The 16,470-nt window shown below is 62.7% G+C and carries 14 protein-coding genes and 2 pseudogenes; 6 read left to right on the forward strand and 10 right to left on the reverse strand.

All coding sequences use genetic code 11. The annotated features are described in order from the left end of the window. Positions 1-115 precede the first annotated feature (115 nt). The gene (gene acs, locus PQR54_RS37940; protein ID WP_408255110.1) at positions 116-2,092 is read right to left on the reverse strand and encodes an acetate--CoA ligase; all 1,977 of its coding nucleotides are present in this window, start codon (positions 2,090-2,092) and stop codon (positions 116-118) included. A gap of 647 nt (positions 2,093-2,739) precedes the next feature. Between acs and PQR54_RS37945 the strand changes: the two genes are divergently transcribed. From PQR54_RS37945 to PQR54_RS37965, 5 genes and pseudogenes are all read left to right on the forward strand, one after another. Then, positions 2,740-2,889 carry a hypothetical protein gene (locus PQR54_RS37945; protein WP_408255112.1) on the forward strand — a complete coding sequence of 50 codons (150 nt, stop codon included), beginning with the start codon at positions 2,740-2,742 and terminating at the stop codon, positions 2,887-2,889. Between the two features lie 69 nt (positions 2,890-2,958). After that, positions 2,959-3,080, forward strand: a pseudogene (locus PQR54_RS37950) (BON domain-containing protein); the annotation flags it as partial. Between the two features lie 57 nt (positions 3,081-3,137). Next, complete coding sequence (locus PQR54_RS37955; protein WP_408255114.1) at positions 3,138-3,404, forward strand: UDP-glucose 4-epimerase; 267 nt, start codon at positions 3,138-3,140, stop codon at positions 3,402-3,404. Positions 3,405-3,681: 277 nt separating this feature from the next. After that, positions 3,682-4,257 (forward strand): cytochrome b, encoded by a 576-nt coding sequence (locus PQR54_RS37960; protein ID WP_408255116.1) that lies wholly within the window; start codon positions 3,682-3,684, stop codon positions 4,255-4,257. Between the two features lie 805 nt (positions 4,258-5,062). After that, the gene (locus PQR54_RS37965; protein WP_408255118.1) at positions 5,063-5,596 is read left to right on the forward strand and encodes a hypothetical protein; all 534 of its coding nucleotides are present in this window, start codon (positions 5,063-5,065) and stop codon (positions 5,594-5,596) included. 150 nt (positions 5,597-5,746) lie between these two features. Here the strand turns inward: PQR54_RS37965 and gltS are convergent, their stop codons facing one another. The 5 genes from gltS to PQR54_RS37990 are packed head-to-tail and all read right to left on the reverse strand — an operon-like array spanning position 5,747 to position 11,240. Further along, entirely contained in the window at positions 5,747-6,949 is a 1,203-nt protein-coding gene (gene gltS / locus PQR54_RS37970) for a sodium/glutamate symporter (protein WP_408255140.1), read from the reverse strand. Positions 6,950-7,007: 58 nt separating this feature from the next. Beyond that, a complete protein-coding gene (locus PQR54_RS37975; protein ID WP_408255120.1) occupies positions 7,008-7,505 on the reverse strand; it encodes a transporter suffix domain-containing protein in 498 nt (165 codons plus the stop codon). A 23-nt stretch (positions 7,506-7,528) separates the two neighbouring features. Beyond that, positions 7,529-8,578 carry a DUF2955 domain-containing protein gene (locus tag PQR54_RS37980; protein ID WP_408255122.1) on the reverse strand — a complete coding sequence of 350 codons (1,050 nt, stop codon included), beginning with the start codon at positions 8,576-8,578 and terminating at the stop codon, positions 7,529-7,531. Next, complete coding sequence (locus PQR54_RS37985) at positions 8,568-9,701, reverse strand: HlyD family secretion protein (RefSeq protein ID WP_408255124.1); 1,134 nt, start codon at positions 9,699-9,701, stop codon at positions 8,568-8,570. The genes PQR54_RS37980 and PQR54_RS37985 overlap by 11 nt, the downstream gene beginning before the upstream one ends. Positions 9,702-9,707: 6 nt before the next feature. Further along, positions 9,708-11,240 carry an efflux transporter outer membrane subunit gene (locus tag PQR54_RS37990; protein WP_408255126.1) on the reverse strand — a complete coding sequence of 511 codons (1,533 nt, stop codon included), beginning with the start codon at positions 11,238-11,240 and terminating at the stop codon, positions 9,708-9,710. Between the two features lie 528 nt (positions 11,241-11,768). Here PQR54_RS37990 and PQR54_RS37995 point away from each other — a divergent pair. Next, positions 11,769-12,029, forward strand: a pseudogene (locus PQR54_RS37995) (amidase); the annotation flags it as partial. Between the two features lie 43 nt (positions 12,030-12,072). Here the strand turns inward: PQR54_RS37995 and PQR54_RS38000 are convergent. From PQR54_RS38000 to PQR54_RS38015, 4 genes are all read right to left on the reverse strand, one after another. Further along, entirely contained in the window at positions 12,073-14,337 is a 2,265-nt protein-coding gene (locus PQR54_RS38000; protein ID WP_408255128.1) for a xanthine dehydrogenase family protein molybdopterin-binding subunit, read from the reverse strand. Beyond that, positions 14,334-14,834 (reverse strand): (2Fe-2S)-binding protein, encoded by a 501-nt coding sequence (locus tag PQR54_RS38005; protein ID WP_408255130.1) that lies wholly within the window; start codon positions 14,832-14,834, stop codon positions 14,334-14,336. The genes PQR54_RS38000 and PQR54_RS38005 overlap by 4 nt, the downstream gene beginning before the upstream one ends. Beyond that, complete coding sequence (locus PQR54_RS38010) at positions 14,831-16,120, reverse strand: c-type cytochrome (protein ID WP_408255132.1); 1,290 nt, start codon at positions 16,118-16,120, stop codon at positions 14,831-14,833. The genes PQR54_RS38005 and PQR54_RS38010 overlap by 4 nt, the downstream gene beginning before the upstream one ends. A gap of 76 nt (positions 16,121-16,196) precedes the next feature. Further along, positions 16,197-16,470: oxidoreductase (locus PQR54_RS38015; RefSeq protein WP_459251847.1), on the reverse strand; the 274-nt coding region annotated here is incomplete at its 5' end.

Raw genomic sequence — 16,470 nt, forward strand, 5'->3', positions numbered from 1 at the left:
CATCCTCCGTTCCATGCAGGAACGCTGAAATTGGGGTTGCGCGCGCGTGCATGCCATGCACGCGCGAGTTCGGACCGCGTCGGGAGCAATGCGGCGAGCGGTTATGGCTCGCCGGTCAGGCGGCGTCGGCGAACTGGGAAATCACCGCCGGGTTTTCAACCGTCGACGTGTCTTGCACGATGGCTTCTCCTTTGGCCACGGAGCGCAACAGACGGCGCACGACCTTACCCGAGCGCGTCTTTGGCATCGCATCGCCGAAGCGGATGTCCTTCGGCTTGGCGATCGGGCCGATCTCCTTGCCCACCCATGCGCGCAATTCGTCGGCCACACGCTTCGCATCGGCTCCGCACGGACGCGCCGCCTTGAGCACCACGAACGCGACGATCGCTTCGCCGGCGGTCTCGTCGGGACGCCCGACCACCGCGGCCTCGGCGACCAGCGGATGCGCCGACAACGCCGATTCGATTTCCATTGTTCCAAGCCGATGTCCGGAAACGTTCAGCACGTCGTCGATACGGCCGGTGATGGTGAAGTAGCCCGTGTCGCGGTCGCGGATTGCGCCGTCGCCCGCAAGATACAGATTTCCGCCAAGCTCTTCGGGAAAATAGCCGTGCCGGAAGCGCTCCGGATTACCCCAGATGGTCCTGATCATCGAAGGCCACGGCTTGCGGACGACGAGCACGCCGCCGTGTCCGTTCGGAACTTCATGCCCGGTTTCGTCGACGATCGCCGCGTCGATGCCGGGCATAGGCAGGGTGCATGAACCCGGCACGAGCGGAGTGACACCCGGCAGCGGAGAAATCATGTGGCCGCCGGTTTCCGTTTGCCAGAAAGTGTCGAGGACAGGACAACGGCCACCGCCGACATGCCGGGCATACCACGTCCACGCGCTCGGATTGATCGGCTCGCCGACCGTGCCGAGCAGACGCAGGCTGCTCAGGTCGAAGCTGTCCGGATGCACCGAATGGTCGGCATCGGCGGACTTGATGAGCGAGCGGATAGCCGTCGGCGCCGTGTAGAAGATGCTGACCTTGTGGCGCTGGATCATGTTCCAGAAGCGTCCCGCGTTCGGATAGGTGGGCACGCCTTCGAAGATCACCTGAGTTGCGCCGACCGCGGTCGGTCCGTAGCAGATGTAGGTATGACCCGTGATCCAGCCGATGTCCGCCGTGCACCAGAACACGTCTGCGGGCTTGATATCGAAGGTCCACTTCATCGTCAGTGCCGCCCACAGCAGATAACCGCCGGTGCTATGTTGAACGCCTTTCGGCGTGCCCGTCGAGCCTGACGTATAGAGCACGAACAACGGCTGCTCCGCACCGACCCATTCGGGCTCGCAGGTGTCCGGCTGGCCCGCTTCGAGTTCGTGCAGCCATGCATCGCGGCCAGCGATCCACGGAATCCGGCCGCCTGTGCGCCGGTAGATTGCCACCGTTTTGACGTTCTCCGTGCCGCCCATCGCGAGCGCTTCGTCGACGATCGTTTTGAGCGGCAACGTCTTACCGCCGCGAACCTGCTCGTCAGCAGTAATGACGACGCACGCGCCGACATCGATCAGACGTTCGTGCAACGACCTGGCGGAGAAACCGCCGAACACCACCGAGTGCGGCGCGCCGAGGCGGGCACACGCGAGCATCGCGACCACGCCTTCAACCGACATCGGCATGTAGATCACCACACGGTCGCCTTTCTTTACGCCGCGAGCACGCAACGCATTGGCGAGCCGGCAGACGCGGTGATAGAGCGCCTGATACGTGACATGCGTGACGTTGCCGTCGTCCGACTCGAACACGATCGCGGTTTTCTCCGCGAGCCCGTTGATCAGGTTGCGATCGAGGCAGTTGTAGGACGCATTCAGCTCGCCGTCTTCGAACCATTGATAAAACGGTGCGTTCGTGTCGTTCAACACCTTTGTAAATGGGCGGCGCCAGTCCAGATGTTCGCGGGCAAGACGCGCCCAGAACGCTTCGTGATCCTGCGCAGCCTCGGCAACGAGGGCGCGATAAGCCTCCATGCCGTCGATGCTGGCATGCCGGGCAAGCGGAATTTGCAGCGCGGTGGCGGTGGGCGGAAGGGTATCGATGGTAGACATAGTCTCCTCACATGAATCTGAAGGCGGCGGAGCGCGTAACGCTTCACCGATGAGAGTGGGCTCTTGCTGGCCATGGAGTACCGGCGCCTGCCTTCCGTCGTTTGCGGGTCGGCGGCAAATCAGCGTGGGTGTAGCTCGACTATGACTGAGTCGCGGGCGGCGCCATTGATGCATATCAAGTAGGAAGCGGAGCGCCGCACGCGGTCAAGGCACGAGTCTGGCGAGCGATACGAAGCGCGGCAGCCTTGATGAAACTCAATCGCAACGGCACCGCAAGAACGATGCTGATTTCTTCTTTCGTTGTCCGCCCGTCGTCGTGACTGACAGCGCGCTGTTCTCGCGACGGACGATGATCCACATCAAATCGCTCGCGGCGTCCTGGCCATACGTTTGAAGAGCAGGCGAGTGGTCTGCAACGGCACGTCGTGCCGTTGACCGTGAGAATGGGCGGGCAGAAATGGAAAAGCGGCGGCTGACAGCTTTTGCACTGCTGAAGGCGGTGTCGTGGCAAGCCCACTTGCGGTTGATTCAGGTCAACCGGCTCCTGACGGCCGCGTCTACATTGAACGCAGTGCTGCCGCGCCCACGTTCGCCGCAGCCTCGCGCTGCACGCATGCGGACCGCTTCATCAAGCCAGGAGAGTCATCATGGCAGACCGATTCGTCACACCGTTCGACCTCTACCGCGCGAGTCTTTCGATCGCGCTACAAATGCTGAGTTTGAGCCACGAAACCCGCCAGCGGGCCTGCGAGTTCGAGATGCAGCGGCGGCGAGATGCAATGAGCGAAGATCAGTGACCGCCCAGCATCGAATCGCGCTGGAATGCACCGATTCCGGCCAGCAGGTTCTGCGTGGAGCAGCGCGGGGCAACGGTCACGCTCACGGGCAAGGTCGATTCGATGGCGGAGCGCTCGGCTGTGCGCGGCGCGGCGCGGCGTGGTCGGCGCCGGGTGTGCACGCGGTCGTCGACAAACTGACGGTCGGATAGACATGTTCGCCTGCCGCGCGCGGTTCATTCGACGACGTATCAACCAAGGAGCGGCCCATGACGATCTCGGGTAACGTGAGCGACGGCGATTGGTCGGTCGCCGCAACGACGCATTGCACGGCGGGCGGCTTCGACTGCACGATCCAGCTCAGTCATCGCACGCCAGAGGGAATTTTCAAACACCGGTTCACGCACAGCAGTATTTTTCCGACGGAGCGCGAAGCCGTGCTGGCGGGTTTGCGCGAAGGTATGGACTGGGTTCGGCTCAAGATGTCGCATACCCTGTCGGTTCAGCCGCGCGACTGTCCCTCTGAGCCGGAGTGAGGTCTGTCACGCGCCTCTGGTCCATCGCTGCATGCGTCCGCCTTTTCGCGTTCGACCGCACGAAAATCTACGCTCACGGCGTCCTTTTCCGGCGCCTCGGCCGACTGTGAAGCCGGCGTCGAACCCGCGGGACGGCTGTGCCGGCATCAGGTTTCCTTAAGGTGAGGTCGTTAGTATCGGTTCGTTTGGGCGGTGTACTTTCCGGCTGTCGATTTGAGAGTTTCTGGCCGCGCGCGTCGTCAATCCAATTAATTTCTGGGCGAATCGAGGAGCACGGATGGATAAGGTCTATGAAATGCGGCTTCCTGCCTACGATGCAGTGGCGCGGACGCTGCACTGGCTAACGGCCGTCCTGATCGCGATGCAGTTTGTGATTGGCTGGACGATGCCCGATATCCACAAAGGCACGCAGCCCGTCGGCCTGATAGCCTGGCATCTCGGCGTCGGCTCGGCACTCATCGCTGTTATGCTGGTCAGGGTTCTCTGGCGATTGACCCATTGGCCAAGGCCGGACGAGTTGCCGCCGTTGCTCAACACAGTCTCGCGCATCACGCATTTTCTGCTCTATGCAGCCTTGCTGGTCGTGCCACTGCTTGGCTGGATCAACGCATCTTCGCGCGGCTGGACGGTCCGCTTGCTGGGCCTCGTGCCATATCCGGCGCTGAGCGAGCCGGGCTCGGCTTTCGGCCACGAGATGGGCGACGTGCACGGCATCCTCGCGTGGGTGCTCTTCGCACTAATTGTTCTGCATGTGGTCGCGGCGTTATTTCATCGCTTCGTTCTGAAAGACCACGTGTTGCAACGGATGCTGCCCCAAGCAGGGCCGCCGCGCCATCCGGCGCAAAACCAGTGAGAACAAGTTTCCGCGAACCGCGCGAGCGCGCGTAAACGCACACGCTGAGGGCCCACTCGATATGGTGATCACCTCGTTGGTGACCAGCCTTCCTGTGTCGCCCTGGCCCGAATGCCGCCGGACCTTGTGCGGTTTCGGGTGGGGTAGTTACCAGGCGTGTTGATTTCGTGACCGCGAGCGTGCCGCCACCGGCATCGCTTACACGATGCCACGTGCAGCACACGAGCGCCGGTTAGTCCTCGTCCCATCCACGGCGCTCCCGCCGCGCGCGTTCGTGCTCATGACGGCGCCATTGTCGTTCGCGCCACTCCTGCCGTTCATGCCAGTCGCGCTCACGCCAGTCATCGCCGTAACCATAGACGGCTACCGGAGCAGGCGCATAGACGATTGGCGGCGGGGCCTCATATCTTCGCGACAGACTAGCGCTTGTCAGAACGCACCTTACTGCCGGCCGTCCGGTTGTTTCGACACCGCTCGTGCCCGCACTCTCCCAAGGCTGCAAATGAGCGCGATTTTCAATGGAGTATTCCCGCAGCTCGCGCACGAACTGCTCACGTGCCGGCACGAGTTTCAGGCGCGCACCAACACGCGACACTCGACCGTATGGTCTAGAACGCCGACAATCGGTGTTCATTCGCAACGGATACGCCGTCTGCGTCGGGAAGAAAGGCAAGCGATTTCCGCCTCCGATTTAGTCCACCGGCGAATACTTACCTTTCCCTTGGCAGTGCAGGGTTATCACTCGCCGCGCGAAAGCATCGCGTAGACTCGTCGCGACATTAACGTTAGCTTCAGGAAACGCGAAATGACGCTGCTACGCCAATCGATCGAGACGTACATTCTTGCTAAGGATGGGAACCGTCCGCATCTGATGTCTCATGCATTCGCTTCCGACGCCAATCTCGTGATGGATGTCAGAACGGCAGAGATATCATTTCCGACTACGGTGAAAGGGCTTACCGGAATATCCAACACGTTGGTAAGTCAATTCGCGCAACGCTACGAGAACGTTTACACATTTTGCATTGGAACGCCGCCAGGCAGCGAGACTACGTTTCGTTGCGACTGGCTCGTATGCATGACGGAGAAACTGTCCGGTGCGGCGCGCGTGGGTTTCGGCGAGTACGAATGGCATTGTCGCGATGAATCCGGTCTGATCTCGAATCTTAAAATCACGATCGAAGAGATGAAAACGCTGCCGTGCGAATCGGGTAATTCGATCCTTGCATGGGCCGCGAAGCTCCCTTACCCGTGGTGCCCGCGCGATCTGCCATTGCAAACCGCGCCGAATGTCCCAGCGACTCAAGAGATTGCGAGACACTTAGCGGGTTGCAAGTGATTATCGTCGGGCTCGGTGCGGCCATCTACGGACATTGGCCCACGCTTTGACGCAGACGTTCGAACGGCGGCTCTGCCCGGAACTCCGTGCGCGGACCATGCCAGTCGCGTCATCGGTCCGTTGCCGTCGTTCGAGTCACGCAGACCCCGGTTAATGAAAGATTGGCAACGCGAGATAACTTTTGATGACGATGGCATTGGCGATGTCGATAAAGAATGCCCCCACCATCGGCACAATGAGAAACGCCAGATGGGAGTGGCCGAAACGGTTTGTCACCGCCTGCATATTGGCGATTGCTGTGGGCGTCGCACCAAGCCCGAACCCGCAATGGCCCGCTGCCAATACGACAGCGTCGTAGTTATGGCCCATTACGCGGAACGTCACGAAGATCGCATACAGCGCCATCAACGCCGTCTGCGCGGCGAGAATCGAAATGACTGGCAACGCCAGCGAGGCCAGATCCCACAGTTTCAGGGTCATCAGCGCCATGGCGAGGAACAGCGCGAGGCTGACATTGCCGAGCAATGCGACAGCGTGTTCGGCCACGGGTTTGCCCGCTAATGCGAGCCCATTGCTGAGCAGTACGCCGACAAACAGCACGCAGACAAAAGTAGGCAATTCAAAGGCCGTGCCGGCCAACAGGTTCGAGAGCGCCTCACCTACGGCCAGGCTGATCGCGATTAGCGCCAGCGTGGCGATGAACGCGGCGGACGTGGTGGGTTGTTCCGCTTTCGGCTCTTCAAAGGCGAGTGGAGAATCAGCCGGCGTAGCAGTCTGTTGCGAGTCTGGTTTCTTGACGCGGCGCATCAGCAGGCGGGCCACCGGGCCGCCCAGGATGCCGCCCATTATGAGACCGAACGTCGCAGACGCGATGGCGGCTTCGGTAGCCGATTGCAGGCCGTGATGCTCGGCAAAGACCTTGCTCCACGCGGCCCCCGTGCCGTGTCCGCCCGACAGCGTGATCGAACCGCCCAGCAAGCCAAGCAGCGGATCGACGCCGAGCGCACAGGCGAGTCCGATTCCGACGGCATTCTGCAGTACCAGCAAGCCGATCACGACGCCAAGAAAACGCAGCAGCAGCGGGCCGCCTTGTTTGAGGCTCGCGAGATTGGCATTCAGCCCGATGGTCGCGAAGAAGGCGAGCATCATGGGCGCTTGCAACGCCGTGTCGAAGCGCACCTCGACTTGCCCCGCGACGCGCACCACCAGCAGCACGAACGCGACGACCAGGCCGCCGGCAACTGGCTCAGGAATCGTGTAGTTATGCAGCACCGGAATCCATTCGACGAGGCGGTTGCCGAGCAACAGAACCAGCGAAGCCGCGACGAGGGTTCCATAAATGCCGATGTTCATGTTTGGTCTCCCACCGTCCGGTTCAATCGCCATCGCCCGAGTCGCGAGCGTCCACCACCTAGGCCGTGCGCACAAACAGAGCACGGACCTTGCTCCAGAAATCCCCGCCGAGCACGAAGAAGCTCGCTATCAGCAGGAGATCACCGAGCGCCTGAAGCTGCCAGATGTTCGGCCTTAGACCGGGCCAGATCGTGTCGACATAGGGCTCAAGCATCGCCGAGATGAGTGGCAGGCAGAACATCACCAGCCCGATGGCGTGGCGAATGGGGCCGACAGTTTTGCTGGGTGCCAGACGCTTTGCATGGCCGAACACCATCGCCTTGAGCTGTTGAAAGCCGGGCTTGCCCATCACAGCAATACAGGTGACCAGCAGGACCTTGTTGGCGACGAAAATCGCGCCGGTCAGTGCCGCGATGCGCGCGCCCGATGCTCCCATGGAACCCGCCAGCGGAAGGATTAGCCACAACGCGAAGGCCAGGACGAAGATGCCGATTCCAAGCTTGAAACGCCATCCGCCCGTGGCGGGGACTTCGGCTTTGATGTCTGACGTAGTCATGACACGATCTCCTGTTTGGACGATTAAATCACTGCAAATTGCCGCGGCGCGCGGCGTGGTTGATCGAGAAGTTGCAGCACCAGGCAGGCATAGAGGGAGACCGCTATAAACAGCCCCATGCGCACCGCGAAAGCCGTGTAGACATCTTTGCCTAAGACACTGTCCTGCACCGACTGGCCTAGCAAAATGATCAGGGTAACGAACGTGTTCAGCCAGAAGCCGGGTGAGTATCGCGTAGCCCTAAGGGCATACAGCTTGCGTGCTAGCAACAGGCCGAACAGCAGCATCCACAGGAAGAACATCCAGAGATGCACAAACAGACTGAGCGCAAACCAGAACAGGATGGCGAGTACCCCACCGAGCAGAGTCGAGCCGAGCAGCTCGCGAGCGGCACCGCGAGCCGTAGTCGTACAACTCTGGCGGCCGAGACTGACCGCCTTCATGATGATCGGTATGTAGCTGGTCGGATCGGTGAGCGTCAGCAGGAAGGCGGGTATGACCACCACGGTCGCGCGCAGCGCCAGCCAACTGGCTTCGTTTTCCCGCAGCGCCGGTGCGGCAGGTAATGTCGGCGCACCGTCTGGTTCGGGGAAAATCCAGTGACTGACGCTGTGCATCAGCACTGCGAGGAGCAGTGCTTTCACTAGCGCACCGATCACCACGACGGCCAGCGCGAAACTGGCGGTACCGGCCGCCGAAATCATGGTCAAGCCAACCGCGAGGAAGAGCGTGATCAGATTGTTGCCGCCGCGCAGTCCACGGCGGAATGTCAGGAAGAGACACAGGCCGACTAGCAGCACGCCACTGAACGGGTAGTAGCGCAGCAGAGGGGTGAGCAGCAATCCGCTGCTGGTCGTCAACATGGCCACCAACGCCAGGCCCACCCCAGCCTTGAGCGGTAGAGGCTGGTTGCGCATGGCAAGGAGAAATGCGCAGAGCACCGGGGCGATCATCGGGATTGGCACGTCCAGACCGAAGCTGGTCGCGAGGCACAGGGCGGTGCCGCTCGCAAGGCGCAGCGCACGTTGACTGCGCAGGGCGCGCTGGGCGTGCGCTGAGCTATCAGTAGACATACGAAAGCCAGCTCATCAGATGAAGGAACAGACGCCCGAGCGGATTGAGCGGATTGCCCGGAGAGGGGAAGGCCATCACTTCGGACTGCCCGCCAACGCGGACGCCGTGCAAACTGGACAACTCGCCCTGAGTGAATTCGACGATTACCGGGAACCGTTGGGCGGGGCGCAACCAGTCGCGGCTGTTCTGCACGGTGGGCAGGCCACCCGGTGGGGCGCTCGGGCCGACGCTGACGCCGTAACCGACGCTGCGCACGCGGCCTTCGAATACCTGGCCCGGCAGTGCGTCCAATGCGATGGCAACCGGAGTGCCAGGCTCGACGTGGCCGAGGTTGTTCTCAGTCATTTCCGCGCTGATCCACATGTCGTGGATAGCGATCAGTGTCATCACCGGATTACCGGCGGCGGCAAACTGGCCAGCATCGGTGCGCAGATCGGTGATCAGGCCGGCCGAACGTGCCCGCACCTGGGTATTGGTGAGGTCCAGTTCGGCTTTTTCCAGAGCAGTAGCGGCACTCAGCAGTCTGGCGTTGTCTTCTTCGCTGCCGCCTTCCTGTTCGCGCGCGCGCTGTACCTCGGCCCGGGCCGCGGCGACCTGGCTGGTGGCCTGCTCGAGGCTGGCGCGAGCCAGCTCGAGGCGCCGCTGCGAAATGGTGCCCTGATCTTCGCGGTACAGGCGTTCGAGACGTTCGCTATCCTGGCGTGCCTTGAGTTCGTTGGCCTGGGCGGCACGCAATGACGCCTTCGCCGAATCAATGCCCGCTGTACTGGCGCCGATCTGCCGGCGCATTGACTCAAGGTCGGCGCGGGCGCGGTCAACGGCAATCCTGTAGTGCTCCGGATCCACGTCGAAGAGGACTGCTCCAGCCTTGACATCCTGATTGTTTCGCACATACACCTGGGTCACACGTCCCGACACTTCCGAGGCTACCGGGACGACGAAAGCTTGCACCCGCGCTTGCTGCGTGTACGGGGTGAGCCGGTCGGCCAACAGGTACCAGACCAGGCTCAGGCCGATCAGCAGGAGAACCAGTTTGATCCCCTTCCTTGACGGATCGGCGGCTGGTGCTGGCGCTGGCGCGCTCGGCGGCGGGGCTGCAGGCGGTTGTTGAGTGTCACTCATCGGAACTTACCTCTGCACGGGGAGGACGGTGTTGGCGGACTGGCGGCTCGGCTCATCCAGCAGATCCCCCCAATCGGTGCGCTTCTGCATCTGTTGACGGTTGGCCGGGTCGACCAGCGCGTGTTCGCTGTACCAGCCTCCGCCAAGGGCCTTATAAAGGGCTATCAGATCGCTCACGGCGTTGCTGCGGTTGACCAGATAAGCGTCCTGCTGGGTGGATAGCGCGCGCTGGGCATCCAGTACGCGCTGAAAGTCCGAATAGCCTTCGCGGTAGAGGGCGTTCGCCAGCGTCAGCGAACGCCTCGCGGCCAGTGCCGCATCGTGGAGGATGACGTCGCGCTCCTGTGCCTTGATCAGGCTGCTGGCTGCATCATCGGCCTCGCGAGCCGCCTGACGCACGTCGTCCTGGTAGGCGACAATGAGTTGTTGCAGGCGGGCATCCTGTACGCGCACGTTGTTCTTGATGGCGCCATGGTCGAACACGTTCCAGCGCAGGCTGGGGCCTCCTATGAGCGTCAGGCCGTTGGGGATGCCCTCCAGCGAGCCGGCCGACCAGACGATGCTGCCCAACAGGGTCACCGACGGATAGAGATCCGCTTCAGCGACGCCGACGAGTGCCGATTGAACAGCAATCTGCTGTTCGGCAGCGCGTATGTCCGGGCGCCGCAGCAGCAGGTTGGCGGGCACGTCCTGCAGCACCGCGCGATTGATCAGCGGGATGACCCCTTCGTTTTCCGCTAGTTTCGGCAAAGGGCTGGGGGGACGGCCGATCAGGGCAGCCAGCGCATTACGGGTACGCATTATCTGGCTTTCAAAGTCAGGGATGCTGCTCAGGGTGCCCAGATACTGTGTCCTGGCTTGCTGGAAATCGAGTTCGTCAGTCTCGCCGCTTCTGAACAACCGCTCGGTGATCTCATAGCTGCGCTTTTGCAGCCGGGCGTTGTCGCGGGCGATGCGCAGGCGTGCCTCGGCAGTACGCAGCGTGAAGTAGGTCTCCGCCATCTGGGCGTGCAGGAGCACGAGCACATCTTCATAGTTGGCTTTGGCGGCAAACCAGGCGGCATCGGCCGATTCGATGGCGCGGCTGAAACGCCCCCAGAAATCCAGTTCCCAACCAACGTCGAAGCCCGCGCTGTATTGCCAGAAACTCTTGCGCTGCGGATTCTGTCCGCCAGATTCCCTACGATCGCGGTACAGAACCTCGCCGCTGGCCACCTGCGCTTGCGGGTAGCGCCCGCTCTGGGCGATGCCCAGTTGGGCGCGGGCCTCCATCACTCGCAAGCCGGCAATCTGCACGCCTGCGTTGTTAGCATCGGCTTCGGCAATCAGATGGTCGAGGGTTGGGTCAGCGAACACTTGCCACCACTGACGGGCGTCGGGTTGTGGCCGGGCCTCGCTGGCCTGCTCGAGAGCTGGGGTGCTCCAGTGTTCGACCCAGGCGTCATGCCGTGGCTCGAAGTTCGGCCCCACACGCACGCAGCCACTGAGGCAGAGTGCGCCGATCAGCAGTAACCGGTTTAAACGTGTCAGGGGCAACATGTGACATCCTGCGCGATCAAACGAAGTCGACCGTAGACTGCATTGCTGGCAGATCGCTCGGGTCTACTGTTCGTTGAAGCCTACGGCGAGCGTGTCAATCGACTGGGACCACGCCGGCCGCATCTTTTTCTGCCCGCCTGCTCAAGCAATTTGCCTCACGCATGCACTACCAACGCGGTCGGCCTCATCCTGCTGGCCATCCGTCACTGAAAAGGGCATCGCGACGAGCAGGAGCGGATGGCAAGGACAGGCCGAAAATACCTGGCATGCTGTACTTCGTCCAGGCACGACATGCAGAGGTGGAACCCGTGCCGGATTCAGGTTTTTTCCAGGTCACATCAATAGTGCAGGTTGTGTCCTGCTCGGGACAATTGGACCTTGGTCCTATGGTTCTTCGATGGCGGTTCGATCAAGCTATGGTTGCGGCGTGATCCTCGGAGCCGTTCGCCCATTTTGAAGAGCGTCCAGGTTGGCCTGTCTCGCTGCGAATGTCGGTAAGGCATTAATCAACGCAAGACGCACGGGCGGATTCCGATGACGGGCATCTGGCCGCGCGTGCCCCGTCGTTTCTGGCACATCGGCCCGATTGAACGGAGCGTTCGCGACATCGCGCTCGCCTATTCGCTGCTGGCAGGTCCTGATGGCGCGGACGGTTTTTCAACGGCCCCGCTCAAGCTGGATGCCGGCGTGGGATCCACACCGGGGCAGCCGCTTCGCGTGGGCTTGCTTATCGACGCTTTCGCGCCCGTGGACGCCGACGTCGCGGCTACCGTGCAAGCCTCGGCCGAGCGGCGCGGCCATTCAGGCGCGCCGCTGTTTGCGTCGGCATACGCTACACGTCGATCAGTTCGCGCAATCTGTCGCCGGCCAGCGGCATGTCGCGCAGTCGCTTGCCGGTCGCATCGAACAACGCGTTGCCGAGCGCGCCCGCGGTCGGCCCCATGGACGCTTCCGCCGCGCCGAGAAACGGCGCGCCAGGGCGATCGATCAGATGGACGTTAATACTGCGCGGCACGGCGGAGTAACGCAGAATCGGATAACTACTCCAATCGAAGCTTCTGATCCGTTCCCTATCGAACTTCAATTCTTCGTAGAGCGTCCAGCTTGCCGATTGCACGATGCCGCCTTCGATCTGATTGCGAATACCGTCAGGGCTGACGATCTGTCCGGCGTCCACCGCCACTTCCGCGCGCTCGAGGGTGACCTGGCCGGTTTCAGGCACGACGGAAATCTCGACAGCGATCGCCACGTAAGCCATCAGATTCTTGTACTTGCCGAACGCGAAGCCGACGCCATGATTGGCCTTGCGCGGCGGCCGCGGCCAGCCGAATTTTTCGGCCGCCAGTTTAATGACGTCACGGGCGCGCGGTTCCTGCATATGCTTGAGCCGGAAGGCGATCGGATCGACCCCGGCGGCGGCGCTCAATTCATCCATGAACGTCTCGATTGCGAAGACGTTCATGTGCGCGCCGAGCGAGCGCATGGCCGACGAGTGCAACGGCATGGTCGGCGAAAAATTGTTCATGATGTGCATGTTCGGCAGCGCATATAGCGGAATCGCGTTGCGGTCGCCGCCGCCTTCGGGTTGCACCATCGGCACGGAGGGCGCCGGCACGAACGGCTTCTCCAGCAGCTGCGCCGGAATCAGGCGCCCGGCGTTCACAATCCGCTCGTTGTGCGAACTGCTCCACAGCGCATAGTTCCAGTCGACGATCATGCCGCCCGCGTCGAGCGAAGCACTCACTTCGGTCACCATGGCGGGCGTGAAATGGTCCCAGGTATGTTCCTGCTCACGCATCCACTGCACCCGCACCGGCAGGCCGCCGGTTTCACGCGCGATCAACGCGGCGTGCGCGGCCACGTCGTCCGCGCCGTTGTGGCCGTAGCAACCCGACCCTTCGACATGAACGCAGCGCACCTTGTCCTTGGGCAGCGACAACATTTCCGCGAGCCCGTCGCGCAGGGGATAGACACCTTGCGAGTGCGTCCAGACGGTCATGGCACCGTCCTTGAACACGGCCACCGAGCAGGATGGGCCGATCGAGCCGTGCATCATGTAGCGCTTGCTGTATTTCGCGCTGAGCGTTTTCACCGGTGTGCCGGCCGCATTGTGCGTGTTGGCGATCTCGATGTGTTCGGTGGAGATCTGTTTCAGGTCGCGATGCACGGAGGCGGGATCGGGCAAGACACGCCCGGCGCTCCAGTGGCTTCCCGCCGCCAACGCGCGCTGCGCCTGCACGGCTTGCCATTCGCCTTTGGCGACCACGGCCAGCATGCTGCCGTTCCTGATCACCTTGACGACGCCCGGCATCTTCAGAATTTCGGGCGTATTTGTGTCGAGCAGTTTCGCGTCGTAGACGGGCGGCATCACCACGCGGGCATGCAGCATGCCCGGCAGCAACATGTCCTGAACGTAGCTCGGGCCGCCGCTCACTTTGCCGGGAATATCCACGCGCGGCAATGATGTGCCGATCGTGTCGAACGCCGCGGGACTTTTTAATGGCGAGGTGGGCGTTGCTACGCGATGCAGGTCGACGAGGCCCACCGCTTCGCCGTAAGTCATGCTGCGGCCGTCCGGCGCCTTGATGATCGCGTTGTGCGCGCTCAATGTCTTGCTGTCGACCCCGAAATGTTTGGCTGCGGCGTCGATCAGCAGGCCCCGCACCTGGGCTGACGCGTTCAGCAAAGCGCTGCCGCTGTCCGCCATCGTATGGCTGCCCGCCGTGAGTCCTTCGTCTGGCGACGCACCCGTGTCGGCAGTCAGAAACGTGATCAGCGACGGCGCCATGTCCAGCTCTTCGGCGGCGACCTGCAGCAGCGCGGTACGCACGCCCGTGCCCAGTTCGACCTTACCGGTGTAGACGGTCACCTTGCCCGCCGCATCGATCTTGATCCACGCGTCCAGATAGGGATTGGTCTTCAGACTGCCGGCGAGCGCCTGGGTTGCTTTGCCGATATGCACCGCTGCGCCTTCGTCGGCGATCACCTCCTGTGCCATGGCCGAGACCCCGGGGAACAGGCTGAAGCTCACCACGAGCGCGCCGGACATCATGAAACGGCGGCGTCCCTCATTGATTTCTTCGTCTTTGACGCTCATTGCGCACCTCCGTGGCTGAGCGCGCCTTGCGATGAACCGGCGGCCGGCAGGTGCGCCACTTCGCGGATCGCCGCCAGGATGCGCGTGTGTGTGCCGCAACGGCAGAGGTTCGGCTCCATATGGTCGAGCAGTTCGCGTTCGGTCGGCCGCGGCTTGCGATCGAGCAACGCCTGAGCGCGCATGATCATGCCGGCGATGCAGTAGCCGCACTGCACAGCCTGATGGTCGATGAAGGACTTCTGCAGCGGACCGGGATGCTCGGCCGTGCCGAGACTCTCGATCGTGCGCACCGGACGCCTGCCGACCGCCGAGACGGGCAGCAGGCACGAGAACACGGCTTCGCCATCCACGATCACGGTGCATGCGCCGCATTGTCCGAGCCCGCAGCCGAACTTCGCACCGTGCAGTTGCAAGTCGTTGCGCAGCGCGTAAAGCAGCGGCGTGGCCGGATCGATATCGAGCGCGTGCTGCACGCCATTGACGGTAAGGTTGATCATCGCGCGTTGTTCTCCTGTCTGACTTTGGCCACCATCGTCTCGACGTCCTGCCACGGCCCGCGCTGCGAATAGGTCGCGCGAATGTAGGACGCGAGATCGGCGATCTGCTGGTCGTTGTAAACCTGGTTGAAGGCGGGCATGTAGTTCATGCTGTCCTCGCCATGCCAGCCGTTGCCGCTCAATATCATCTGGACCGCGTTACGCGGCGTCGCGGCATTGACGGCGGTGCTGAAGGCAAGCGTGGGGCGTTCGCCGATCGATTGCATCGGCGCGGCAGGGCCGTGGCATTGCGCACACGATGCAGCGAACAAGGTCGCGCCGCGTTGCGCGTCCGGCGAGTTGGCGGCTCGAGCGGGCGTATCGGAGGCGGCTTGCACGGCGGCCGGCTGCGGCTTCTGGATCGACAGGATGTATGCGGCAATCGCCTGTACGTCCTCTTCAGGCACCGTGGCGAGATCGCGCGTGACGGGCAACATGGGGCCGGCGGCGGCACCGTGTTCGCTGGCGCGGCCGGTGCGCAGATACGTGACGAGCTGCTCCCGGGTCCACGGTTTCGGCGCTGCGCCCAGGGCGGTGAGCGCTGGCGCTTCCCAGCCGTCGACAATGCCGCCGCCGAAGGCCTGCCCCGACTTTTCGCCGCCGATCGCATTGAGCGGCGAATGGCACGACGCGCAGTGGCCGAGGCCATCCACCAGCAGCTTGCCGCGGTTCCACTGGGCGTCCTTCGAGGCGTCAGCCTGCTGTGCGCCGGGGTGCAGGAACAACACGTTCCAGAAAGCCAGCAAGGGCCTGAAGTTCAGCGGGAAAATCAGTTCGTTGGCGGGCGCGGTCGCGCTGACCGGTTCACGTGTCATCAGATACGCGTAGGCCGCTGAGATATCGCCATCGGACATGCGCGTGAAGTGAATATACGGAAACGCTGGATACAGAAGGTGCCCGTCGCGAGCGACGCCGTAACGCACTGCGCGCGTGAAGGCTTCAGGCGACCAGCTGCCGATGCCCGTTTCGACGTCGGGCGTGATGTTGGTGGCGTAGATGGTGCCGAACGGCGTGGCGAGCGGCAGACCGCCGGCGAACGGCTGGCCGCCCTTCGCGGTATGGCAGACGATGCAATCGCCGAGCGCGACTACGCGCGCGCCGGCGAGCTTCGTTTGCGCGTCGAACGACGAAGCCGCCGGAGGACTGATAGGTGCGATGGCCGGCCGCCACATCAAAAGCGTGGCGACGATCAGCGCGGCCACGATGACCACGCCGCCCACCGTCAACCATTTAAACTTGCGAGTCATTCACGCACCTGTCATGGAAGTCTTGAATCGAAGAAGCCGCGCGGGCTACGCGAGAGTGCGCAGCTCACGGAACGCGTCATGCGTGCGCGGTGCCTGCCTGGGCGTTCCGGCCGGCGCTGCTGTCGAACGGATAGTCGATATAGCCGGCGTGGTCGCCGCCATACCAGCCGACCGGCTTCGGTGCCGCGAGCGGCGCGTGAGTCGCAATGCGTTCGACCAGATCGGGATTGGCGATATATGCGCGGGCAAACGCCACCAGATCGGCGTGGCCGTCGCGGATCAGCGCGTCGGCCTGGTCGATGGAAATGCCGCCGTTGAGCATCAAGGTGGCGCCATCACGACGCGGTTCC

Origin of the sequence: Paraburkholderia phytofirmans (genome assembly GCF_046028095.1) — a bacterium.
Lineage (GTDB): Bacteria > Pseudomonadota > Gammaproteobacteria > Burkholderiales > Burkholderiaceae > Paraburkholderia > Paraburkholderia phytofirmans_A.